Source organism: Leptolyngbya sp. Heron Island J, from assembly GCF_000482245.1.
Lineage (GTDB): Bacteria > Cyanobacteriota > Cyanobacteriia > Phormidesmidales > Phormidesmidaceae > Leptothoe.
On record NZ_AWNH01000014.1, the window covers coordinates 38,174 to 60,276 of the forward strand.

The 22,103-nt window shown below is 46.4% G+C and carries 23 protein-coding genes; 12 read left to right on the forward strand and 11 right to left on the reverse strand.

Translation table 11 applies throughout. From position 1 onward, the window contains the following. Positions 1-537 precede the first annotated feature (537 nt). From N836_RS43790 to N836_RS43805, 4 genes are read left to right on the forward strand one after another with little or no spacing between them, the layout of a single operon-like run. Positions 538-2,163 (forward strand): alpha-keto acid decarboxylase family protein, encoded by a 1,626-nt coding sequence (locus N836_RS43790; protein ID WP_023070935.1) that lies wholly within the window; start codon positions 538-540, stop codon positions 2,161-2,163. A gap of 41 nt (positions 2,164-2,204) precedes the next feature. Then, on the forward strand, positions 2,205-2,888 hold the full coding sequence (locus tag N836_RS43795; RefSeq protein WP_023070936.1) for a 2OG-Fe dioxygenase family protein: 684 nt from the start codon (positions 2,205-2,207) through the stop codon (positions 2,886-2,888). 13 nt (positions 2,889-2,901) lie between these two features. Continuing rightward, positions 2,902-4,185: a cysteine desulfurase-like protein gene (locus N836_RS43800; RefSeq protein ID WP_023070937.1), complete on the forward strand. Its 1,284-nt coding sequence runs from the start codon at positions 2,902-2,904 to the stop codon at positions 4,183-4,185. 29 nt (positions 4,186-4,214) lie between these two features. Next, on the forward strand, positions 4,215-5,441 hold the full coding sequence (locus tag N836_RS43805) for a threonine ammonia-lyase (RefSeq protein WP_023070938.1): 1,227 nt from the start codon (positions 4,215-4,217) through the stop codon (positions 5,439-5,441). A 178-nt stretch (positions 5,442-5,619) separates the two neighbouring features. Here the strand turns inward: N836_RS43805 and N836_RS43810 are convergent, their stop codons facing one another. Continuing rightward, a complete protein-coding gene (locus N836_RS43810) occupies positions 5,620-6,180 on the reverse strand; it encodes an NUDIX hydrolase (protein WP_023070939.1) in 561 nt (186 codons plus the stop codon). 270 nt (positions 6,181-6,450) lie between these two features. Between N836_RS43810 and N836_RS43815 the strand changes: the two genes are divergently transcribed. Beyond that, positions 6,451-6,798, forward strand: coding sequence for a hypothetical protein (locus N836_RS43815; RefSeq protein WP_023070940.1), 348 nt, complete (start codon positions 6,451-6,453; stop codon positions 6,796-6,798). A gap of 978 nt (positions 6,799-7,776) precedes the next feature. Here N836_RS43815 and N836_RS43820 read toward each other — a convergent pair. The 8 genes from N836_RS43820 to N836_RS43850 form a co-directional block, all read right to left on the reverse strand. Then, positions 7,777-8,388: a 4Fe-4S single cluster domain-containing protein gene (locus N836_RS43820; protein WP_023070941.1), complete on the reverse strand. Its 612-nt coding sequence runs from the start codon at positions 8,386-8,388 to the stop codon at positions 7,777-7,779. Between the two features lie 33 nt (positions 8,389-8,421). Then, entirely contained in the window at positions 8,422-9,276 is an 855-nt protein-coding gene (locus N836_RS43825; protein ID WP_023070942.1) for an acyl-CoA desaturase, read from the reverse strand. Positions 9,277-9,370: 94 nt separating this feature from the next. Beyond that, the gene (psbA, locus tag N836_RS43830; RefSeq protein ID WP_023070943.1) at positions 9,371-10,453 is read right to left on the reverse strand and encodes a photosystem II q(b) protein; all 1,083 of its coding nucleotides are present in this window, start codon (positions 10,451-10,453) and stop codon (positions 9,371-9,373) included. A gap of 345 nt (positions 10,454-10,798) precedes the next feature. Further along, the gene (locus N836_RS43835; RefSeq protein WP_023070944.1) at positions 10,799-11,302 is read right to left on the reverse strand and encodes a ferritin-like domain-containing protein; all 504 of its coding nucleotides are present in this window, start codon (positions 11,300-11,302) and stop codon (positions 10,799-10,801) included. A 129-nt stretch (positions 11,303-11,431) separates the two neighbouring features. Further along, complete coding sequence (locus tag N836_RS43840; RefSeq protein ID WP_031291658.1) at positions 11,432-11,971, reverse strand: DUF3122 domain-containing protein; 540 nt, start codon at positions 11,969-11,971, stop codon at positions 11,432-11,434. A gap of 32 nt (positions 11,972-12,003) precedes the next feature. Further along, positions 12,004-12,540, reverse strand: coding sequence for a Tll0287-like domain-containing protein (locus N836_RS43845; RefSeq protein ID WP_235071031.1), 537 nt, complete (start codon positions 12,538-12,540; stop codon positions 12,004-12,006). Then, positions 12,485-12,964: an ArsR/SmtB family transcription factor gene (locus tag N836_RS76915; RefSeq protein WP_081716790.1), complete on the reverse strand. Its 480-nt coding sequence runs from the start codon at positions 12,962-12,964 to the stop codon at positions 12,485-12,487. The genes N836_RS43845 and N836_RS76915 overlap by 56 nt, the downstream gene beginning before the upstream one ends. Before the next feature lie 43 nt (positions 12,965-13,007). Beyond that, a complete protein-coding gene (locus N836_RS43850; RefSeq protein ID WP_023070947.1) occupies positions 13,008-14,312 on the reverse strand; it encodes an NAD(P)/FAD-dependent oxidoreductase in 1,305 nt (434 codons plus the stop codon). Between the two features lie 474 nt (positions 14,313-14,786). Between N836_RS43850 and petC the strand changes: the two genes are divergently transcribed. The 4 genes from petC to N836_RS43870 all read left to right on the forward strand — a co-directional run bounded on the left by petC (position 14,787) and on the right by N836_RS43870 (position 17,670). After that, complete coding sequence (gene petC, locus N836_RS43855) at positions 14,787-15,320, forward strand: cytochrome b6-f complex iron-sulfur subunit (protein WP_023070948.1); 534 nt, start codon at positions 14,787-14,789, stop codon at positions 15,318-15,320. 21 nt (positions 15,321-15,341) lie between these two features. Next, complete coding sequence (locus N836_RS43860; RefSeq protein ID WP_023070949.1) at positions 15,342-16,541, forward strand: TRC40/GET3/ArsA family transport-energizing ATPase; 1,200 nt, start codon at positions 15,342-15,344, stop codon at positions 16,539-16,541. Positions 16,542-16,609: 68 nt separating this feature from the next. Further along, the gene (locus N836_RS43865; protein ID WP_023070950.1) at positions 16,610-17,086 is read left to right on the forward strand and encodes a universal stress protein; all 477 of its coding nucleotides are present in this window, start codon (positions 16,610-16,612) and stop codon (positions 17,084-17,086) included. 191 nt (positions 17,087-17,277) lie between these two features. Further along, positions 17,278-17,670, forward strand: a complete 393-nt coding sequence (locus tag N836_RS43870) for a rhodanese-like domain-containing protein (RefSeq protein WP_023070951.1) — start codon at positions 17,278-17,280, stop codon at positions 17,668-17,670. 82 nt (positions 17,671-17,752) lie between these two features. Here N836_RS43870 and N836_RS43875 read toward each other — a convergent pair whose 3' ends face one another. Further along, positions 17,753-18,457: an aldehyde oxygenase (deformylating) gene (locus N836_RS43875; RefSeq protein WP_023070952.1), complete on the reverse strand. Its 705-nt coding sequence runs from the start codon at positions 18,455-18,457 to the stop codon at positions 17,753-17,755. 233 nt (positions 18,458-18,690) lie between these two features. Next, entirely contained in the window at positions 18,691-19,407 is a 717-nt protein-coding gene (locus N836_RS43880; RefSeq protein WP_023070953.1) for a Crp/Fnr family transcriptional regulator, read from the reverse strand. Positions 19,408-19,644: 237 nt separating this feature from the next. On the opposite strand from N836_RS43880, the gene N836_RS43885 reads away from it, so the two are divergent. The 3 genes from N836_RS43885 to N836_RS43895 all read left to right on the forward strand — a co-directional run bounded on the left by N836_RS43885 (position 19,645) and on the right by N836_RS43895 (position 22,074). Next, positions 19,645-20,163, forward strand: a complete 519-nt coding sequence (locus N836_RS43885; RefSeq protein ID WP_023070954.1) for a BON domain-containing protein — start codon at positions 19,645-19,647, stop codon at positions 20,161-20,163. A gap of 327 nt (positions 20,164-20,490) precedes the next feature. After that, positions 20,491-21,600 carry a photosystem II q(b) protein gene (psbA, locus tag N836_RS43890; protein ID WP_023070955.1) on the forward strand — a complete coding sequence of 370 codons (1,110 nt, stop codon included), beginning with the start codon at positions 20,491-20,493 and terminating at the stop codon, positions 21,598-21,600. 87 nt (positions 21,601-21,687) lie between these two features. Further along, positions 21,688-22,074 (forward strand): rhodanese-like domain-containing protein, encoded by a 387-nt coding sequence (locus N836_RS43895; protein WP_023070956.1) that lies wholly within the window; start codon positions 21,688-21,690, stop codon positions 22,072-22,074. Positions 22,075-22,103: the final 29 nt, after the last annotated feature.

The following is a 22,103-nucleotide window of genomic DNA, read 5'->3' on the forward strand; positions in this document are numbered from 1 at the left end:
AGCTGCCAACAGCTAAAAGGGAAATCGAGAAATCCTGGTTAGGTTGAGGCGTCAGAAATCAGGAGCCAGGAACCAGTGAGGGTACCAATATTGCCCCTTGGGTTTTGACCGTTTTCTTCAAGAAAAGATTCTCCGTTTTAGGTGATGTCCCAGACGGGTAATCAAGTGCTGTTAGAAGATGTTTATTGTTACAGTTACTATCATAGCTTGTTCCTTTCTGATATCAAGGGTTCTGGCATCTCTTGTAACATGGTCACCACAGCTTTTTATGGGTACCCCTTAATCTTAAAAATCCGATGTAGGAAGAATCCAAAATTCAGAAGATAGAAGTCGGAATATAGTCACCGATTGACTTCTGACTTCTGAGCCCTGAATTCTATACCTGGAAAAACGTTTGCTTTCAACGAGTCCTCCATCATATTTTTTTTCTTAACAAAATCCACACATTCTATTTTGATTCGTCCATGATCTACATAGAAAAGAGATTAGGATCGACTTAATTCTTTAAATTAAAGTCAAGCCTTTGGGGGAAGTAAGATGCCTCAGTTGGCACCACATATTTTTAATATGTTGCATCAGCAAGGGGTGCAACATGCGTTTGGTATTCCTGGAGATTTTGCCTTAACGCTCTACGATGCGTTGGCTGAAAGTGAGATTCAACCTATTGTGATGACCCATGAACCCTCGGCTGGCTTTGCCGCTGATGCCTATTCACGCATTCGAGGTTTGGGGTTGGCTGTTGTCACCTATGGTGTGGGTGGTTTGAACATGGTGAACCCCGTGGCGGGAGCCTATGCCGAAAAGTCACCGTTGGTCGTCTTAAGTGGAGGGCCAGGACTGCAGGAACGCCATGAGAGAGACTTATTACACCACAAGGTCAAATCCTTTGATTCCCAACGGCGGGKATACGATGAGGKGACTATCTACGCGGCCACACTGGATAATCCGGCAACAGCCGATCTTGAAATTCATCGAGCTTTGGATCAGGCCCTGACGTTTAAGCGGCCTGTTTATTTAGAAATTCCTCGCGATATGGTCTATGCCGAGATTGAGCTGGCTGACTATCCACCGATTCCATTGAAACAGACAGATCCAGACACGCTGGCAGAAGCTGTTGCGGAAATACTGACGATGCTAAACCAGGCTAAATCGCCCGTTATATTGGTGGGTACAGAGGTGCATCGATTTGGCTTACAGTCACAAATTGTCAATTTTGCGGAAAGATTGGGTATCCCCGTTTGTTCGACAATGCTGGGGAAATCTGCATTTCCGGAAGGTCATCCTCAATATGTTGGCATCTATAACGGGGCGGTTGGCAATAAGTATGTGGCCAATGTGGTGGAAGAGTCCGACTGTCTGATAATGTTAGGCACGTTTTTGACTGATATTAACTTGGGTCTGTTTAGCGCTCACTTAGAGCCAGCCTATGCCATTTCCGCGACCTCAGAGCATATCTCGGTGAAGCATCACCAATATCCCAATGTTCGATTTGGCGATTTTATTCGTGCATTGGTGAAAAGTCAGGATTTACCGCATCGTGATCCATCATCCATTATGGCCATAGCTCCTCGTGTTGCCCGTTCTCCTGGCACACTATCCATGGGAGGAGTGATCTATGAATTGAATCAGTTTATCAACAGTGACACTCTCCTGGTAACAGACTCAGGAGATGTTATTTTTGCAGCCGATGATATTTGGATGAAAGAGGGTACATCCTTTTTAAGTCCAGCCTACTACGCCAGTATGGGATTTGGAATTCCTGGCATGATTGGAGCCCAGCTTGCTGATCCTTTCCGGCGGACCATTGTCTTGGTAGGGGATGGGGCATTTCAGATGACGGGGATGGAGTTACTCACAGCTAAACGTCTAGGTTTGAACCCGATTGTGATTGTGATTAACAACGGTGCCTATGCGTCATTGCGGATGATGGCCCATCAAACAGCGGACTTTGTGAAGATTCCTCGTTTGGATTATGCCCAGCTAGCTGAGTTGATGGGCGGTAGGGGTTTTTTGATCAAAACGGGTGAACAACTCCGCCAGGCATTTAATCAGGCACGTATATCTGAGTCTTTCTGCCTCTTTGATGTGCATCTCGCAGCCGACAATGTCTCTCCAGCCTCGCAACAAATTGCTTCTCTATTCGCCAAAACGTTAAAGGGATAAGAATTTTCAAACCACATCTGCACCTGAGCAAGGAACAACCCATGACAATTCAAACGATATCAAATAGAAAACAATTTAGCTGTCTGAGTAGCTATGCGATTGAAACCATTAGAGATCGCAACCTCAAGGCTATCCAACCCTTTTTTGAGAGATTACCACCCGATCCCTACCTGGAAGGTCATTACCGGTTTCGGCGATTTTCTCATTTTCAAGAAAAAAACAAACAGCTGATGCAGTTGCCCCATGCATTTTTCTATCAGAGCAAGACCTACAATCCCCTATTGGGTAATGTTAAGCGAGACTATGAAGAACTGTCTGGATCACTGGTTCAATCTGATGCGTTTCAGCAAACCCTCCTCACATTTTTTGAGTTCTGCAGACAATGTTCACCGTTTCATGAAGTGGGCGTACATCAGATTCGCGTGACCGCAGACCAGAGCGAGACGGGTAATCCTGCCCCCGAGGGCATTCACCATGACGGTGTCGATCTGGTTGGGATTCTTTGCATCGCTCGCCATGGCGTATCAGGCGCTGAAACCCAACTATCTATTTTAAAAGGATCTGACCCCGTTTTCCGTAAGGTGCTTAATCCTGGAGAGCTGCTCGTATTTAATGACCACCAGTTTTTCCACTACACTACCCCAATTATGGCTGTAGAGGAAAGCGGCTACCGCGATGTCTTTGTCTTCACCTGCCCAGATCTTCCCTTTAATCTCCCTGAGTAAAGGAGTATTTCCAGTGTCTCAATCTGTTGTTGTTCCCGCTCCTGACACCGTCACTTTACCCCTAGATTGGATTCGCTCCCAGTTTCCAGCCCTGGCTCAGACAATGAATGGTAGCCCGATCGCCTTTCTCGATGGTCCCGGTGGCACCCAGGTGCCCCAACGGGTGATGGATGCCATGACAGATTATCTCATCCATAGCAATGCCAATGCCCATGGAGCGTTTGCCACCAGTCAGCGTACCGATGAGGTTATAGCAGCGACCCATGGGGCCATGGCTGATTTTTTGGGATGTAACCCTAACGAAATTGTTTTTGGTCCCAACATGACCACCCTCACCTTTGCCATCAGTCGTGCCATTGGCCGTGGGCTACTTCCAGAGGATGAGATTTTAGTCACTTGTTTAGACCATGATGCCAATGTAGCTCCCTGGTTAGCATTAAGAGAACAGGGTATCATCGTTCACACCGTCGACATACATCCTGAAAACTGCACCCTAGATCTTAAAGATTTAATCAGTAAGCTTAATCACCGTACTCGCCTCTTAGCTATCACCTATGCATCCAATGCGGTGGGTACCCTCAATGATTTGCCAACAATTATTCAACTCGCCCATGATGCTGGAGCCTGGGTCTATGTGGATGCAGTCCACTATGCCGCCCATGGGCCGATCGATGTCCACCAGCTCGATTGTGACTTTTTAGTCTGTTCTCCCTACAAATTTTTTGGTCCCCATATGGGTGTTTTATATGGCAAACGAGAACACCTGGAGCGGCTGCATCCCTATAAGGTGAGACCAGCCTCAGATGTGATTCCCGATCGATGGGAGACCGGCACCCAGAACCATGAAGGATTAGCTGGTATGACTGCTGCTATAGAGTATCTAGCAGACTTGGGACAGCTTGTATCTCCCCAAGTGAGCAATCGTCGTGAGGCTGTATTCGCAGCGATGACAGCAATTCGTCACTCTGGAGAACAACTTTGTCAGGTATTGATTGAGGGACTGTTACAGCTGCCAGGGATAACAGTGTATGGCATTACTGCACCAGAACAGATACTGTGGCGTTTACCAACAGTGGCAATTCGCATGACAAAGCATCCCCCAGCAGCTATTGCAAAAACATTAGGAGAACAAGGAATTTTTACGTGGCATGGCAATTTTTATGCCCTCAATCTAACACACAGACTGGGAGTTGAAGATCAAGGTGGACTGTTACGGATTGGTCTAGTGCATTACAACACATTAGCTGAGATCAATCGTCTGTTGGCAGCACTGGCAGACATGGACCTCACTCGATAGTCTTGCCGTCGCTATTGTAGGAACTGCCAATGACCATTACCCTCGATCAAATTCGCCAGGCTGCTCAGCAAATCCACTCAGGCATTGTCCATACCCCTTGTGTCTACTCCACCAAACTCTCACAGCTGACAAATACAAGAGTTGCATTAAAATTTGAAAATCTTCAGTTTACTGGTTCTTTCAAAGATCGCGGTTCCCTCTGCAAACTGCTGTCGCTGTCAACCACACAGCAGCAGCAAGGTGTCGTAGCCATGTCAGCAGGCAACCATGGCCAGGCAGTTGCTTACCATGCCCAACGGTTAGGGATTCCAGCCGTAATTGTCATGCCTCAATTCACTCCTAGTGTCAAAGTTGAACGCACCCAAAGCTTTGGTGCAGAGATACATCTTTATGGCGACACCCTGGATGCAGCTAAAACCCTGGCCCAACAACTGGCTCAGGAACGTCAGCTTACATTAATTCATCCCTACGATGATTCATTTATTATTGTCGGGCAGGGAACTGTTGCCATAGAGATGTTAAAGGATTGTCCTGACCTCGACAGCATCATTGTCCCCATTGGCGGCGGTGGCTTAATTTCTGGCATTGCCATTGCGGCTAAACAGATGCGTCCCAGTATCAACATCATTGGTGTACAAACTACTCGCTATCCATCCATGTATCAGGCAATTGCTGGTAAACAGCTTTGTTTTGGCTGTAGCACGATTGCTGAGGGGATTGCCGTTAAAACCCCAGGCAGTTTGACATTACCCATCGTTCAAAATCTGGTGGATGATATTGTCCTGGTGGAAGAAACAGAAATTGAACAGGCGGTTCGACTGCTTTTAGAAGTTGAGAAAATCGTGGTTGAAGGGGCTGGTGCGGTGGGGTTAGCGGCCCTGCTAAAGGAGCACGAACGATTCACTGGGAAGACAGTAGGTATTGTTCTCAGCGGAGGCAATATTGACTTACTGATTCTTTCTTCAATTTTGCAACGTAGTCTAGTTCGAGACCAGCGTCTAGTAAGGCTACAGGTGAATATTCGCGATATTCCTGGCGCTTTGGCAGCTGTATCTCAAATCATTGCTGAAACCCAGGCCAATATTGTCGGAGTGGAGCACCATCGTATGTTTACGGGTCTACCAGTCCAATCGGCAATCTTAGAATTTTCATTGCTCATCCGTGGACACCAACATCTTAACCAAATTCTCAATATGTTGAAGACAGCTGGACATGATGCCCATAGCCTTCCCCTTGATACTGAAGTCCCAGGTTGAGGCTATAGATGGGTGAGATTTAACATACCTGCCTACATCAAGGGTCTAGAGTTTTGGGTAATCAGATCGAATAAACAGTCCCTCAATAAAAAATTAGGGCATCTAGCCATTTTAAGCCCAAATTCTCATCATATTTTGGTGCCCATAAAACATTAGTACCTGCGCTACTAAGAAAATTTCATTCACATTCACGTAGCTCATCCCCTTCAGCCATCCACCATTCCATAAATAGACCTCTGCATTGGAGACATATCAGCCTGTCCAATAGAGATTGGATGCCTAGGTGAGTCAGTGGGTAAGTCGCTCCCAGTTTTTCAGGCACCAGGGAAACATCAGGCTTAATCTCAGCGACAAAGCCATGCAAACGCTGATTTGAAAAAGAGCTATTAATGGGCCAGCCGGTTTGGTTAATCGGGCTCAGACAAGATAGCCCTGAATCAGCAACACCTAGTTCCCGTTCGAGAATAGTTGTTGCGGCACATTGAAGACTTTGACCGTCAGGACATCGACCGCCTGGAAAATCCCAGGTAGATTGACCTACTCCAGGGCGATAGACCGGTGGCGGCAGCAGCAGGTGTTGCCGATGCACAGGTAATACAATGACCGAGTCTGCTTTTTCAACACGCCAATAATCTAATCGCTCACCCTGAGGTGTTTTCAGTTTTTCTCCCAGCAAGGTTAACCAACCTGTTTGCAAGGATAGAATCGTTTCTTGAAATTGCCAGGGTTGCTCGCTCATAAACCAGCTATATACACAGCTTGGAGATTATTATTACACCATATGATTAAAAAGTTATATTTTTGTACTTAAACAGTGTCGTCAGGCTCTCTGACCGCCATGCTATTTACCCATAATCGTTTTTAGTTGAAGACGTTAATCGTCTCTCTAGATCCTTACAGATATTACAAAGTATATTTTGAACGCATTTTATATAATAAATTGCTCATATAATGAGATAATTAATTAATACTTTACTAGGCTAATAGTAGATACGAATAGAAGGTAGTTATGAAAACAAAACAGCTTTTGACTCAAGATTTAGCTACTAGTGAGATTACCGTCATCAGCAACCATGCCAGTGTCACGGTTGCAGGTACTAAGGTTGCTCGGGTTGAAGAGATTCCAGGACATGAGCAAGAAAATCCATCCATGGTGCATGTGGACTTTAAGGTTAAAAATCCGAGCCGTCAGCCAGAATTGCTAGACAATACTGAAGACTTAGGTTTAATCTTAAAACTTAACGATGCTGTCGATTTGGGACTGTTGCTAGTGGCCATGGGAGTGGAACATAAAACCCCCGAAGAGATTAAGGCAACTATGGCGCGACTATCAAAATTGATAGATGAGTTTTCGTAATTAATCTTAGATATCGCTTCTCAATCGATATGAACAGTGTTTGCCACACTTGAACCACCCCAGGAGATACCACCAGCTCTACAAAATCATTGCCATCTGTAAAAACAGATCTCAACAATTTAAGTAAACAACATACTCAGCTATGTATCACTGCAGTCGTGAGAGCATTAACCAAAATCAATAGGCCAATAGCTTTTAGAAAAAACTAGACACTGATTGTTTCTTAGGAATAGGGAGCAAACAGTGTCGAATTTGCTGATGTTCGGATAGCCCTCCCCTCATCCCCCAACCCCTTCTCCTCGCGGGGCTACCGTGTATCATAAATCGGAGAGTTGCGTCATTTGTCGGAGGCCCTCATCCCCCAACCCCTTCTCCCAATTCTGGGAGAAGGGGAGCTAGACCTTTATGGATAGGCGTTCTCCACCTTATACAGATTTTTTGCCAGAAAATTTCCTACGATCTCAAAGTCCCTCTCCCAGGATTGGGAGAGGAATTTAGGGTGAGGGCCAATGCAGTACCTAGAGCGACTTTTCAGTCTAATCTTCTAGATATGGTATACACAGTAGCCCTTGGTAAGGGGAAAACTCCAGTTTTCCCCTTACCAAGGGCTTTAGCTCATGCCCAGAGGGCTTTAGGCGGAGTTAGAGGGGGTGAGGCTAAAAACGCTAGTTTCCAGTACTTGTGTGTACACCGTAGCCCTCAGGGAAAAAGGAGGCTGGCCTCAAAGTCCTTCTCCCTGAGGGAGAAGGATTTAGGATGAGGGTTCGAAAACTGGTACTACTCTCCAACTTATGTATACACGGTAGCTCTCGGGACGAGAGGGAGCCAGATTCACAGTTCTTCTCTCCTTGAGAGAAGAATTTAGGATGAAGATGCCTGAGTGGCTTCTCGCAGAGTGGGCAAAAAGCTGGACATTAAAAATTCTGATTCCTGAGCATGATGAACGCTGGTTGAGACAAAATTGAGTGCTGGGTTAGTCTAAATTTCAGTCTCTGAATATCCACGATAGCCCGTAATCAATCGGCTACCATCTTTGAACACATGGACCTCTATCTGATCGCTGGCCCATGTAATCTGGTCTGCTAAAGCAGGATTAAACACCCGTACTTGCTGATTGCGGGATGAAACAGGCGATGTGGGCTCATGAATAGCCATGGATTCAATGTAGGGGCCATCGATGAGAATATCAAGTTGTTCCAACAGTGCTTGAGATCCTTCCGGGGCATTTTCTTTTTGTAAGTCTGCTAGGGTAAATCCACTAAAGGACATCACATTTAACCCATGGGCTTTAACCCGTCGAGCTACTTCGGCCAATGCAACGGCCTGCCAAAAAGGTTCACCCCCTGAGAAGGTAACTCCTTCATTTTTAGGTTCACTGAGAACACGTTGAACTAGCTCATCAATAGAAACTACTTGATTAGGTTCAAAGGACCAGGAGTCCGGATTGAAACACCCCGGACATTCTCGTAAACAGCCCTGCACCCATACCACTGCCCGACATCCGGGACCATTCACTTCAGAACGGTTGACATACCCCATAATATTGAGATGATTTGGGGGAAGATTAGTCGGTCTTTCAGTCAGTGGCATAGTGACTCTCCTTGTAAAGAGTAGTTAAAGAATCTACTTGAGTAGTGGACTCGCATGGGCAGGTATTTTAACAACTTTTTTAGCAAGTCCAAGCGTTTTCAATAGCCAAATGGCCCACCAGGTGACATCAATTTCCCACCACTGCCATCCAGCCCGAGCTACATTAGGATAGGCATGGTGGTTGTTATGCCAGCCCTCTCCGTAGGTCAAAATAGCAGCCCACCAGAGATTTCGAGAATTGTCTTGAGTAGTGAAAGTACGATATCCCCACATATGGGTAACCGAGTTTATAAACCAGGTACTATGCCATAGTAACACTGCTCGCAGAAAGATGCCGTAAATAACAAAAGACCAACCGCCTAAGCCATATAGCAATACCCCCAGAGGAATTTGCAAGAGTAGAAAATAGCGATTTAACCATTGATAAACAGGATCTCTGGCTAAATCTGGAGCATAACGGCTGTATTGGTCTGAGTCAAAAAACTTGGCCTCGGGATATAGCATCCAGAGCATGTGGCTCCACCAGAATCCTCGCTTAGCAGAATAGGGATCTTCCTGTTCATCTTCTGTATGGGCATGGTGCAAGCGATGTCCGGCCACCCAGAAGATTGGTCCTCCCTGCAAGGCTAATGTCCCGATAACGGCAATCAAATATTCCAGCCATTTTGGCACTTGGAAACTGCGATGGCTGAGAAGCCGATGATATCCCAAGCAGATGCCAATACTACCAAAGAGCCAGTGGAGAAATAAGGTAAGGCCCAAAGCCTGCCATGAAAAATACCAGGGAGCTAGCAAAGCAAGAATATGAACAAGTGTAAAAAAGGTAACAGTTGTCCAATTCAAGGGCGTCTTGGCTGCTGCATTTTTCTGGACTGAATTTTCTGTCATATAGATGCTTCACACGAACTGTTGACAAAAGAGGGGAGTAGAAAACTCCCCATGGTAAACAAATCAAATTTTGAATTAAGGAACCAATCCGAACTTATGCGGCGATAGCTGGTGCTGTCAGAGCGACAGGCTGTGGATCTCCAGCTGCCAAATCCAGTGGGAAGTTGTGGGCATTGCGCTCATGGATGACTTCAATGCCTAAATTGGCTCGGTTCAGAACATCTGCCCAGGTGTTAATCACGCGACCTTCACTGTCCAAGATTGACTGATTAAAGTTAAAGCCATTGAGGTTAAAAGCCATGGAGCTAATACCAAGGGCTGCGAACCAAATACCAACAACGGGCCAGGCGGCTAATAAGAAGTGTAGAGACCGGCTGTTATTGAAAGAGGCATATTGAAAGATCAGTCGACCAAAGTAGCCATGGGCTGCAACTAGGTTATAGGTTTCTTCTTCCTGGCCAAAGCGGTAGCCCGCATTTAAGGATTCAACTTCGGTGGTTTCTCTTACTAGAGACGATGTCACCAATGAACCATGCATGGCCGAGAACAAGGCTCCACCAAATACACCAATTACCCCAAGCATATGGAAAGGATGCATGAGAATATTATGCTCTGCCGTAAACACGATCATAAAGTTGAACGTGCCGGAAACACCTAGCATCAGGCCATCAGAAAAACTTCCTTGACCGATGGGATAAACCAATAAAACAGAAGTGGCAGCCGCAACAGGAGCAGAATAGGCTACGGCAATCCAGGGTCTCATCCCCAAGCGATAGCTCAACTCCCACTGACGCCCCATGTAGGCATAGATAGCGATTAGAAAGTGAAAGATGATCATCTGGTAAGGACCACCATTGTAGAGCCACTCATCAAGGCTGGCTGCTTCCCACATGGGATAAAAGTGGAGACCAATGGCATTGGATGAGGGCACAACCGTGGCGGTGATCATGTTGTTGCCAGAAAGCAAGGAGCCGCTAATAGGCTCTCGAATACCGTCCATATCCACAGGCGGTGCGGCAACCATTGCCAGGATAAATACAATCGTAGCGACTAGGGCAGTCGGAATTAAAAGAGTACCAAACCAGCCAACATATAACCGGTTTTCAGTGCTGGTAACCCATGCGCAAAAGCGCTCCCACAAACTGACCTGTTGATATTTCTGAAGTGTATTAGTCATAAGTCCATGTTGCTTGTAGCGAGAAGAACTTGATTGAGAAGCTTACGCTTAATCACCATATAACTATGTAGCGAAATAATTGTCAAGCTTCTCTTCTTCTATTTCTCAGTTAATCGTGACGCTTTCGATGCACTTTGCAAGAGTGCCACAGTAGGTGACGGGAGAGATTCGGAGCATGACTCAATCTCAGTTACAAGATTCTGTGACGTTGTTTTGGCAACACATTTGAACTTCTGAGATATATTCGGAGGCAAAGTAACAGGCTGATTCTCTCTCCCCAGGAATCGCTCAGAATATCACAGCTGAGCAGGTTCGCAATCGCTTAAAAGTCTTTAGATAAGAGCGTTATACCCATCTCGAACATCCTCCTTTCCCTATGATACTGACGTATCCAGGTTCTCTGCCAGCAAGCCGGCTAACGCAACGTTCAAATGCTGGCTTATGATTATTTTGTGACACGTTACGCAATTGGGTAAACGTTGCCCTCAGGTCGGGTTCTTTCACAAATTCAAGAAAACTATCATACATTTGTACGTTAGCAATCTCTGCTGCAACCGCCATTTCACAAGCTGCTTGAAGGGTTTCGGGAGCTTCTACATTACCAGCAAAGGTATCTTCAGGAACGGAGAGCCCGTACCGTGCAAATAAAGTGTACCAACGCTGGGCATGGCGTTCTTCTGCCTGAACAATATTACTAAATGGCCGAACGTTTCCATACTTTTCAATGACTGCCGTGTAAAATGCTCTCGCTTGATACTCATCATTGATCGCATCAATCATGGCTTGTTGCGTTCTATCATCCAGACGAGAACTAGCAGATATGGGAGATGCTGGTGCCAAGAGCACCATGCTGCAAAGCCCCGTGGCACCTAATTTGCGCCAATATTGATGACGGGAGCGTTGACGACATCTATGTCTCATGATTCTTCCTCTTAGATTTAATAGCTTGGTTGCTCGAATTTTGGGATCTAGGGTTGTTTACAATTGAGTAAATAGCGCCTGCCACTCTTGGACAAGGGCTGGTGATACCAAGAGTTCAATTGGCTGACCTTGAGTTGTTGGTAAAGTCAGCTTCAAAGGAATGGCTGCTTGTAACTCGGATACAATCGGTGCCAAATCATATTGGCCAACGTTGGGTTCAGGGACAGCGGCGTCCGTAAAAATTTGTTGAGAGGCATCATTTGCAGTTAGGAGCTTACCTAAAGAGTCGGTTAATTCCAGGGGCTGCGATCGGTCAATTTCTGCAATGCCTGGAAATCCAACCAGTCGGAGATAGAAAAAGCTGCTGCCATCTGGACGAATGCGTTTAAATGCGATCGCTTGCCAACTATTACTGTGCTGATCGCGCAGGGTCTGACGCGACTGATAGACAAATTGGCCAGGAGCCTCTTCTAATTGGCGAATCGCGGCAGAGGCTGCTGGCACTGCAAGATTTTCAACCCCTGTCAGGAGCAGGATTAATAGTATGCTGAAAGAAATCAGCCAAAGAATCAGCTGGCGTACACGTTGCCACATCATAAAAATCTCCTAATGATGCCTATCTACCAAGTTTATTCACTCAGTGCAGTTTGAACCGATTGCTGCACTGAATCGGGAATAAATACCGCATACATACCGCGTAAATCATCTACCTTGAAGTTATATGCCAAATCTTGGGGGTAGTTATCCTTGACAAACTGAGGACGATTACCTTTGAGCCCATGACAGGCTAAACAGCTTGCTTCCACAGTGATGCGACGATAATAGCGAGTGCCAGTCTGGTCATTCAAAGTCTCTTTCTCCCAAAATCCCATTAACTCTGGGGATTGCTCAAATGTAGACAGGGCATTAGTAGCTGCAAGACTATCGGGTTTATGGGCTGGATTACGATACTTTTTGGCAAGTTGCTTCACCTGCCAACCGTTCTCTTTGCTGAGTTGCATGGCTTTCATACCGACGGGTTTACACACTTGCTTCATGGTCTCAGCCGTCGGTGGTTCTGCAGCATCTTCCAGATAAGCCGCTAGCCCGCTACGCATAGCATCTAAATTTTCAATCTCCTGAACAGCTTTGGCAAGTTGGGCTGGTTCCGGCTGAGCCTGGGCCATCGCTGGGTAGCCGAGAATAACAAGCCCGATTAGCGAGAAGGCCAGCATAGTCTTGGATAGAATTCTGAACATGAATATCGCCTCCTGTATGGGAAGGTAAACTTAATTGTTCGATCTCTAACAGAGATTTGGCACAGAGGGACAATAAATCGTTATCGATGATCCGGTAATAGCGACAGTTACCGACTCGTCGACAGGCAACAACACCTGAACATTTAAGCAACTGCAGGTGTTTAGAGACATTAGCTTGGTTTAAACGAGTTCGCTTACAAATCTCAGTTACATTGCGTTCTTGATTACAAATAGCAGAGAGAATTTGTAACCGACTGGGATCGCTTAATAGCTTAAATCGCTGTGCTATTTGCTTAAAGCGCTTTTCTAACATGACTGGACAGATGTCCACCGGATCAGGTTGAGTCTCCATAGGCTGAGTATCAACAAAGGCCAAATCTCATTCAATGGAACGCTTAGGGGCTAACCATCGTTTGTTCATAGTTGATGGTGGTTGGCTTCAGCATCTGTAGACCAAAGAGAATGCGTAATCCCAAGTTCTCAAACCAGGGCATGCCAACTCCTGTACGCATTTTGACCATGAAATATTCCTCAAAGGCTGCTTTTACCCAGACCACCCATGGGCCACGCACTGCATAGGATCGCTTCCGCTTGCCGGTTTCTGGATCAGGCAGAACGGGGGCGGCAATATAGGCAATACCAGTATCGCCGAACTCTGCAAAACACAAAGCCTCTAAGGTTGGAACTTTAAGAGAATCTTGAATCGCTCCCAGCTCAACAGCAATGTTGTGGGCAACTGCGGTGGCCATGGCTTCTGCCATTTGGCCACTTTTGGGCAACCCGATGGGAATACGGGTTTGGTCAGGCTGCGCCAGTTTAATACTGACACCTGCGGCATAAATGTTGGGAAAGTCTGGATGACGTTGGGTCGGCAATACCGGAATAAACCCTTTAGCGTCTCCCAAACCAGGCACTGCTTGAATAAATTTGGCTCCACGAAAGGCGGGCAAGATCATCGAGTATTTGAATGGTAACTGTTGCCCGTCGTCCAGAGTAACGGTCTGTTCATCCACAGCGGTAATAGCTGTGTTCTCAATGATCGTAATATCTCGTTCGTGCATCAAGTTGGCAGTCAGTTCTCTCGCATTTTTCACATTAGAGACGCCTAGATGCCCCGCATAGGGCTCTGGGGTGACATAGGTAATGGTTACTTGATCACGCAATCCTCGACGACGTAATTCGTGATCGGCCATCAGAGCAAATTCGTAGGCGGGGCCAAAACAGCCCGCCCCCGGAGCTGCGCCTATAACTATCGGTCCTGGATTGTTGAGAAAATCAAGCCAGGCTTGATGGGCCTCAAGGGCATGGTCGGGGGTGCAAACAGACTGGGTGTAGCCTCCGTGGGGTCCTAATCCGGGAACTTGATCAAATGCCAGGGAAGCACCGGTTGCGATCGCAACATAATCATACTCAATTGTTCTCTCCCCCTCGACTGTAATAGAGCGAGCCTGAGGATCAAGGGCTGTCACCCTACCAGGCACCCAATCTAAATGATGACGCTGTGCCAGCCGCGATAGATCCAACTGCACATGCTCCAGCGGCTTCAGTCCCAAAGCCACCTGGATCAGCCCTGGAATAAAGGTAAATTTGGGCTCGCTGGATATTAGCGTCACCCGATGCTTGCTTGGTAGCAAGTGACGTAACTCATAGGCTGCAGGCAGCCCTGCCAGACCGGCCCCAATCACAACAACATTTGCCATACTTCAATCTTATCCTCCGTGTTCTAAATCAAACACCTGATCAGCCACAGACTCAGATTTCTGGCAGACAGGCATTCATTACTTATCTACTAAATAGTTATATAGATATTATGTAGCAAATGCTATTCTGTCAACTGAATCATCTGTTTTAGCGTTCCATGATTGGCCCAAGTTATAGAGCGTTGGGCGCTTCAATCAAACCAGAGAAGTCATAAAGTACTTGATAAATTAATTTACAATTCCATTACTACTTAGTTATACTGTTAAACATCAAAACAAGTTAAAAACCTTTCGCTGACCTAATACGTATGACAAAGCCAGGGAGTTCTATCCCTGTAATCTTGAGGACGTCATACTGGTATGGGGAGATACCGAGACAATCACAGCAACAGTCCTTCTGTCTCTTTCCCTATTCTCCCCATACATTTCATCTATGACCGAATGTTTTTGAAATCACTGAATTCGAATTGAATCATGGAAAACGCAATTCCTTATGAGGCACCGTCCTTATCGCGACGGCAACTACTCAACTTTTTAACGGGGGCAACAGTTGCTGCAACCGCTGGTTCAGCCCTCTACCCGGTCGCCAAATTTTTCATCCCACCTCGGGAGGTATCTGAGGGAGGAGGAATTCTCGCAAAAGATAAACTAGGCAATCCGATTCCAGCCAGTCAAATCCTTGCTAATCCGCCTGGAACTCGTGCTTTGATTGCAGGACTGGCCAGCGAACCGACGTATTTAATCGTCCAAGACGATGGCTCTCTAGGGGCTAGAGGTATTGTTGATAACTGTACTCACCTGGGTTGCACCTTCCCCTGGAATCCCGTAGATCAGCAGTTTCAATGTCCCTGCCATGGGTCTCTTTACGATCCGGAGGGTAACGTTGTGCGTGGGCCTGCACCTCTCCCCCTGAAGATAGTTCATGTGGTGGTTAAGGATGATGCCATCTGGATCTACCCCTGGAACGAGACTGACCCCCGTACTGATGAACAACCCTGGTGGGTGTGATCAACTAAGAGGTTTTTACGAATGCGTATTATTTTGATGACTGGAAAAGGGGGAGTGGGTAAGACCTCGGTCGCAGCAGCGACTGCCCTGCGCGCAGCAGAACTGGGATATCGCACGCTGGTATTGAGTACGGACCCAGCACATTCCTTGGCGGATAGCTTTGCTCTAGAATTGTCCCATGAGCCAACGCTGATTCGGCCCAATCTGTGGGGGGCTGAACTCGATGCCCTGAGAGAAATGGAGCAGAACTGGGGAGCAGTGCGACGCTACATTACAGACGTACTCCAGGCTCAGGGCATGGATGGCGTACAGGCAGAAGAGCTATCAGTCCTGCCTGGAATGGACGAAATTTTTGCCCTAGTGCGGATGAAACGCCATTACGATGCGGGAGATTTTGATGTTCTGATTGTGGACTCGGCCCCTACAGGCACAGCCCTGCGTTTGCTCAGCTTGCCAGAAATTTCTGGCTGGTACATGCGTCGCTTTTACAAGCCTTTCCAGGGAATGGCCAATACCCTGAGCCCTGTGTTTGAACCCATTTTCAAGCGCATGACGGGTTTCTCACTACCCGATCGAGAGGTGATGGATGCTCCCTACGAGTTCTATGAACAAATTGAAGCTCTAGAGCGAGTGCTCACGGATAGCACTCAAACTACGGTGAGATTAGTCACCAACCCCGAAAAAATGGTGATTAGCGAGTCTCTTCGGGCTCATGCTTACCTGAGTTTATACAATGTGGCAACTGATCTGGTGATCGCCAATCGCATTATTCCTGAACAGGTGAGCGATCCATTCTTTGCCCGTTGGAAGGAGATGCAACAACAGTATCGCCAGGAAATTCAAGAAAACTTTCAACCATTACCCATCAAAGAAGTGCCGCTTTACAATGAAGAACTCTGCGGTTTGGCGGCCCTAGAGCGACTGAAAGATACTCTCTATGGCGATGACGATCCGACCCAGGTTTACTACCGGGAGACCACACTCCGCGTCGTTCAACAGTCTGAGGGGTATTGCCTAGATGTTTATCTTCCCAATATTCCCAAGGAGCAAATCCATTTGCATAAGACGGGGGATGAACTCAACATTCGCATTGGCAACCATCGTCGCAATCTGGTTCTCCCACAGGCGTTGGCAGCCTTGCAACCAGCAGGAGCTAAATTAGAAGACGATCATCTGATGATTCGTTTTACGACAGATACTTCCATCCCCTCTGCTGCGTAATTCTCTAAAGCGCGCCTCACGAGCAAAGTACGAACGCATGATTTGCTTCAGAAAATTAGGAGATTGAAATGTTTACGAAAATTTTGGTTCCCCTGGATCGTTCTCAACAAGCGGATGACGTTTTTGCTAAGGCTGTAAAAACAGCTTTGGACAACAACAGCCAGTTAATGATGTTCACTGCTCTGGATTGGGACTTTCATGTGGGCTTAGGCTCCTTTGAGGCAATTGAAATGGAGACGGATTTATCGGGTGCATTTGCTAGTTTTCAACAGAGTCAATTAGATGAGAAGCTCAATGAAATCCGCCATTGGCTAAAGGGTTATGCAGACAAAGCAACAGATCAGCAGATTCCGGTTCAGGCTCGATGTGCCATTGGTCATCCCGGCCCCTTGATCCGCGATCTGGCCCAGGAATGGGAGGCCGATTTGATCATCTTGGGGCGTCGAGGTCTGGGAGGTGTTTCCGAAATGCTTCTGGGCAGTGTGAGCAACTATGTTCTACATCATGTTTCCTGCTCAGTATTGGTGGTGCAGGGAAATACGTAACGCATAATCCAGCTACCTATCACATTCAACGGCGGAATGGTCAGAGCAAGCCGCTCACCATTCCGTTATTGGTAACAATAATGGCAAGAAAAGCAGAGTTTGACAGCTTGCGCATATAACTAATTGATTATATAGTGTATCTGATTCCCTTAAGTCTAATCAAAATAAATAGCCTTTAGGAGCATAAAACTATGGCCGTAGCTGAACAGCTGCATGGGTTAATATTCGAAACATTCACTACTCATGAGATACAGGCACGATTTGAACGCCATGAGATTGTTCTGATCGATGTACGTACCCCTCAGGAATATGCATTTGAGCATATTCCTGGAGCAATGCTGTTTCCCATGGCCTCCTTTGACCCCAGGAAACTACCAATACAAGTGGAGAAGCCCATTGTGTTGTATTGTGGGTCAGGCAGACGATCGCGGCTGATTGCTGAAAAATGTATTCGTGCAGGGATTGATAGAATTGCCCATATGGCAGGGGGAATTAATGCCTGGAAAGCAGATGGTTTGGCTTATATCTCCATTGATCCAGCAACGGGTGGATATGTGCACAATCTCAGCACTAGAGAGAACTAAATGAGAGGGAGCGTTGTTGAGCCATAATTGCTTGACTGAAGCCTAGCACCACAAAATAGCTTCTGCGCTCCCATGGAGAAAATTAGCGTTGGTCAGAGCTGGTCAGACCATGACTAGCCATGCGTAAAATCTCACGGGTGTTAAAGCCAATTTCCTTGAGTGCCTCACTATAGTTCACCAAAAAGGCTTCTATTAGTGTTTGCTTATCCATGCCTACGGTTTGCAGATCCGCTTCAACCTGATTGAGCATCCGCCAGATCAGAGGAAGCACTTGGCGATTAGCAGTCTCGAGTTCTGCCTTGACTGTCTCAAAGTGTGCTTTAAGCCAAACTTCTCCGAAATTGAGATGGTGGTACTCATCGGCAACAACTCCTTTCGTCACTTTTTGAGCAAACTCATCAGCAACCGGAATATAGACGTTGTAAGCTGAGATCGCAAAGCATTCTATCACCAATGATTGAATCAACAAACAGGTGGCCACCTTACGGTCGGTTGCCGACGTTTGGAAAGCCTGACATAGGTCAGCAAAAAACTGGTTGGCAAATGCCAAATCAGGAATAACATTCAAATTTCGGCCACAGGCTTCAAAACTTTTACGATGACGACCTTCCATTTTGCCCAGTCGAGTTAATTCTTCGGACTGCTCTGGCAACAGATCTGCCAGGCATAAAAAATTGTCGTAAGCTGCCTGCTCTCCTTCAATGACGATGCCATTAATACGAGTAAAGGCATCGCGGTAGGTATCGCTATAGAAATCAAGCGTTTGATCGGCTACAGAATGAGACATATCGGATTTAGATCTCCTGCTTTAGATCAGCAATGGTTAAACACCTGAACATTAAAATTTACCCATGATATTTGCACAGAAGATTAGGTAGCATTCCGGCCTACTGAGCCACGGCTTCTCTCATAGGACTTCAGCACCTATCGGCTTGTGCCTGCATCGATTTCATTAGGGAATATGTTCAGATCTTATATAACCATATAACGATTAATAAAAACAATCAAGACTTCCGGATTCTATATGTAAAGGCATCTATGATTTGGGGTATAGTCTCCTGCCAAGGCTTGCAGCCGCTGAAAATCAAGAATCCTAATTCTAGGGCCATCTACTGCTAACAAACCGTCATGGCCCATTTTTTGTAATGCTCTAGAAAGGGTTTCCGGAATCGTACCCATAAAAGCAGCCAATTGTCCTTTCGTGATTGCCAACTCCACACCCCGGCTATTAGCAGTCTGATAACTGAGCAGCAAAATATAAGCCGCCAGTCTGCCGGACACATCTTTAAGAGATAGATCTTCGATTAATTGGGAGAACCTGCGCAAGTGATGGGAGAAAATAGTCAGTAGGTTAAAGGCCAGCATGGCATCTTGTTGCAGTAGCCTTAGAAAGGCTTCGCGGGGGAAATATAAGAGTTTAACCACCTCCAAAGCCACAGCAAATGTTGTATAGTACTGCCCATCAAAGGCGGGGACACCAGCCAGACAATCTCCGGCACCTAACAAGCCCATGATCTGCTCCCGACCTGTCTCAGAAATCTTAAACACCTTTATGCGCCCTGAGAGCAGTAGAAAGCTCCCCTGACACCTTTCCCCCTCAGAGAAGAGCAAGCCTCCACTCTGAAAGGTTTGCATGATTGCAATCTTGGCAATTCGATCCAGTCTCTCATCTGAAAGGTTTTGCAAAAGCTGGGTTTTCCCAAGTAATTCTCTTAACTCCTGAGATAACTGAATCATAATGGCCTCCAAAGTCTTCAAAGCGAAAAAACTATCTCTAAATTGACTTATGTCAAGGTAGTTTTTCTTAACCCAACTTATAGTTTCAACATAACTCAGTCACAAATTAATTGTGGCTAAAGTTCAAAAATCTCTTGTCCAGTCGAATATCTTTTTAAAACTCGACGGCCACGGGAGAACACCCTAATGGAATAAATCTGTTGGTTTAAATGTTTCTTAAGCTTTGGAGTTTAAGCGATGAGTAATCTCTTTGCAGTCGTCTTTACAATTGCGATCGCGACCATGCTTGTGAGTTTGTTGCACATACAACCCAAAAAGCTAGTCCAGACTCTAATGGCGCTATTTGGAATCGTTATCTTAACGTTTCCAATCATGGGCTCACCCGCAATTGCTTTACCACAACCCATATCTTCCATCTCAAACATCAGTCATCAACGGCCCAACCAGGAGACTTTTAAGTTTGAGGAAGATCTCTATATTTCGCCTAGAGGAGATCAGTGCAATGGCCTTTGCATAGCACAGGAACAAACAGGCTTTCAAAGCGATCAGGATCTGATCCAAAATATCAGTTCCAGAATCTCTAATGAGGATGACTTAAGGGTCAACGTAGATAATGGTGCAGTCTTTCTGTCTGGCTCTGTCAAGAATGAAGCTGCAGTCCACAATATTATCGAACAAGTTGAAACCATCCCTGGGGTTCATTGGATTACTGTAGAAATTGCCTTAATCGATCAGGCTCAGCAAACAGTTGGCTAATGACCTTGTTAATGGAATCTTAGCTCCTCTTCGCTGGGGTTCCATTGACTCAAATCGCTGCCGGATATCTCGAAAACAATCGACTTATTGACTAAATAGCTACTTAGTTGTATAGTGATTAAGTCGCTCAACTTCGTCCTATCGCTCACTTAAGGCTTCTTAGCCATTATCGATGCATCTAAGGCTAAGTAGTTGAGTCAATAAGGCTAGGTTACTTGACTTGAGATTAGCTTACACATTGGAAAACCAGTGTTCGCCTCAGGCCCGTCAAAGTAATCAGTCAGGTAGCCCCTTCAAACTCTCTTACACATCTTGGAGGTTTAACTGATGAGTACATTAATAGAATATAAGCGACCATCTGCCCTTGATCGTCCTAGCCTATGGGAACAATTTTCTGAGTGGGTCACGAGCACACAAAACCGTTTTTATATTGGCTGGTTTGGTGTGTTGATGATTCCCACCCTGATGGTTGCAACCATGGTGTTTGCGATCGCACTGATCTCAGCCCCACCCGTTGACTTAGATGGCATTCGTGAACCTGTCTTGGGATCAATTCTGAGTGGTAACAATCTGATTTCTGCCGCAGTTGTGCCAACTTCAGCCGCCATTGGCCTTCATTTTTATCCCCTATGGCAAGCCAGTTCGGTGGCTGAGTGGCTCTATAATGGCGGCCCGTACCAGCTAATTGTGTTTCACTTTTTAATCGGGATCTGGTGCTATCTCGGTCGCCAATGGGAATTGAGCTATCGTCTGGGCATGCGTCCCTGGATTGCCGTGGCCTTTTCTGCTCCTGTTGCAGCTGCAACCGCTGTGTTGTTGGTTTATCCCATGGGGCAGGGTAGTTTCTCAGAGGGGATGCCCTTAGGAGTTTCCGGTACTTTCCACTTCATGTTAGCGCTACAGGCTCAGCATAACGTCTTGATGCATCCACTTCACATGCTGGGAGTGACTGGCATCTTGGGTGGCGCTCTCCTCAGTTCTCTCCATGGCTCCCTAGTGACCGCCAGTTTAGTCAGAGAAACGTCTGAAGCAGAGTCCACCAACGTTGGTTATCGCTTTGGTCAACAGGAAGCAACCTATAATCTACTCGCCAGTCATGCTGGCTATCTGGGACGGTTGCTCATTCCTGGCACCGCCATGCGCAATAGCCGCTCGGTTCATTTTCTGTTAGCCGCTTTACCCACCATCGGCATCTGGTTTGCGGCCTTGGGCATTAGCACTATGGCTTTTAACTTAAATGGCTTTAACTTTAATCAGTCCATATTAGACAGCCAGGGGCGAGTTATTCCCAGCTATGCCGATCTGATTAACCGAGCAACCCTGGGGATTCAATCCATGCATGCTCCCAATGCCCACCACTTTCCTGAGTTATTAGCGAATGGAGAGGCAACACCTGTAGCTCTAGAGATGACATCTGCTCTCACAGCCAACAGCTAACCCACATTGGCGCGTGCGATTGTCTTGTTCTGACTTGATGGCAAGATAATCGCACCTGCCTGGAACACTCTTTCTAAGAAAAATTCTATGGTCTCCGCATCACCCCCTAAGCCAACTATTATTGACCTGTCCCCAGAAGACTTTGTTCAATCTGCTGAAGTCTCGCAATTGATCGATGTCAGGAGTCGGCTTGAATACAATCTTTTTCATGCTCCTGATGCCATTAATCTGAGCCTACCGCGCATTCTGATGGCTCAGGTGCCGCTATTACGCCACCTGGTACTGCCCCAATGGTTTTGGGAACTTCCCAGAGATGCACCTCTCGCGGTTATTTGTCTAACAGCTCACCGCAGTCCCATGGCCGCTCAGATTTTGGCCAAACTGGGCTTTAGCCAAGTGTTTAATATCACGGGCGGCATGATGGCCTGGCAAAAAGTAGGTTTGCCCACCCACCGCGATCGCTTGAAAGCGTAATTCACGGATCTACTTGCAAAAACTTGACG

What these genes read in the sequence shown, in the direction of transcription:
- N836_RS43895 (WP_023070956.1), top strand. Translation starts at nt 21,688, where the DNA reads ATGGTCTCCGCATCACCCCCTAAGCCAACTATTATTGACCTGTCCCCA.
- N836_RS43850 (WP_023070947.1), bottom strand. Translation starts at nt 14,312, where the DNA reads ATGGCAAATGTTGTTGTGATTGGGGCCGGTCTGGCAGGGCTGCCTGCA.
- N836_RS43840 (WP_031291658.1), bottom strand. Translation starts at nt 11,971, where the DNA reads ATGATGTGGCAACGTGTACGCCAGCTGATTCTTTGGCTGATTTCTTTC.
- N836_RS43815 (WP_023070940.1), top strand. Translation starts at nt 6,451, where the DNA reads ATGAAAACAAAACAGCTTTTGACTCAAGATTTAGCTACTAGTGAGATT.
- petC (WP_023070948.1), top strand. Translation starts at nt 14,787, where the DNA reads ATGGAAAACGCAATTCCTTATGAGGCACCGTCCTTATCGCGACGGCAA.
- N836_RS43835 (WP_023070944.1), bottom strand. Translation starts at nt 11,302, where the DNA reads ATGGTGCTCTTGGCACCAGCATCTCCCATATCTGCTAGTTCTCGTCTG.
- N836_RS43795 (WP_023070936.1), top strand. Translation starts at nt 2,205, where the DNA reads ATGACAATTCAAACGATATCAAATAGAAAACAATTTAGCTGTCTGAGT.
- N836_RS43875 (WP_023070952.1), bottom strand. Translation starts at nt 18,457, where the DNA reads ATGTCTCATTCTGTAGCCGATCAAACGCTTGATTTCTATAGCGATACC.
- N836_RS43865 (WP_023070950.1), top strand. Translation starts at nt 16,610, where the DNA reads ATGTTTACGAAAATTTTGGTTCCCCTGGATCGTTCTCAACAAGCGGAT.
- psbA (WP_023070955.1), top strand. Translation starts at nt 20,491, where the DNA reads ATGAGTACATTAATAGAATATAAGCGACCATCTGCCCTTGATCGTCCT.
- N836_RS43825 (WP_023070942.1), bottom strand. Translation starts at nt 9,276, where the DNA reads ATGACAGAAAATTCAGTCCAGAAAAATGCAGCAGCCAAGACGCCCTTG.
- N836_RS43810 (WP_023070939.1), bottom strand. Translation starts at nt 6,180, where the DNA reads ATGAGCGAGCAACCCTGGCAATTTCAAGAAACGATTCTATCCTTGCAA.
- N836_RS43860 (WP_023070949.1), top strand. Translation starts at nt 15,342, where the DNA reads ATGCGTATTATTTTGATGACTGGAAAAGGGGGAGTGGGTAAGACCTCG.
- N836_RS43880 (WP_023070953.1), bottom strand. Translation starts at nt 19,407, where the DNA reads ATGATTCAGTTATCTCAGGAGTTAAGAGAATTACTTGGGAAAACCCAG.
- N836_RS43820 (WP_023070941.1), bottom strand. Translation starts at nt 8,388, where the DNA reads ATGCCACTGACTGAAAGACCGACTAATCTTCCCCCAAATCATCTCAAT.
- N836_RS76915 (WP_081716790.1), bottom strand. Translation starts at nt 12,964, where the DNA reads ATGGAGACTCAACCTGATCCGGTGGACATCTGTCCAGTCATGTTAGAA.
- psbA (WP_023070943.1), bottom strand. Translation starts at nt 10,453, where the DNA reads ATGACTAATACACTTCAGAAATATCAACAGGTCAGTTTGTGGGAGCGC.
- N836_RS43805 (WP_023070938.1), top strand. Translation starts at nt 4,215, where the DNA reads ATGACCATTACCCTCGATCAAATTCGCCAGGCTGCTCAGCAAATCCAC.
- N836_RS43870 (WP_023070951.1), top strand. Translation starts at nt 17,278, where the DNA reads ATGGCCGTAGCTGAACAGCTGCATGGGTTAATATTCGAAACATTCACT.
- N836_RS43845 (WP_235071031.1), bottom strand. Translation starts at nt 12,540, where the DNA reads ATGGCCCAGGCTCAGCCGGAACCAGCCCAACTTGCCAAAGCTGTTCAG.
- N836_RS43885 (WP_023070954.1), top strand. Translation starts at nt 19,645, where the DNA reads ATGAGTAATCTCTTTGCAGTCGTCTTTACAATTGCGATCGCGACCATG.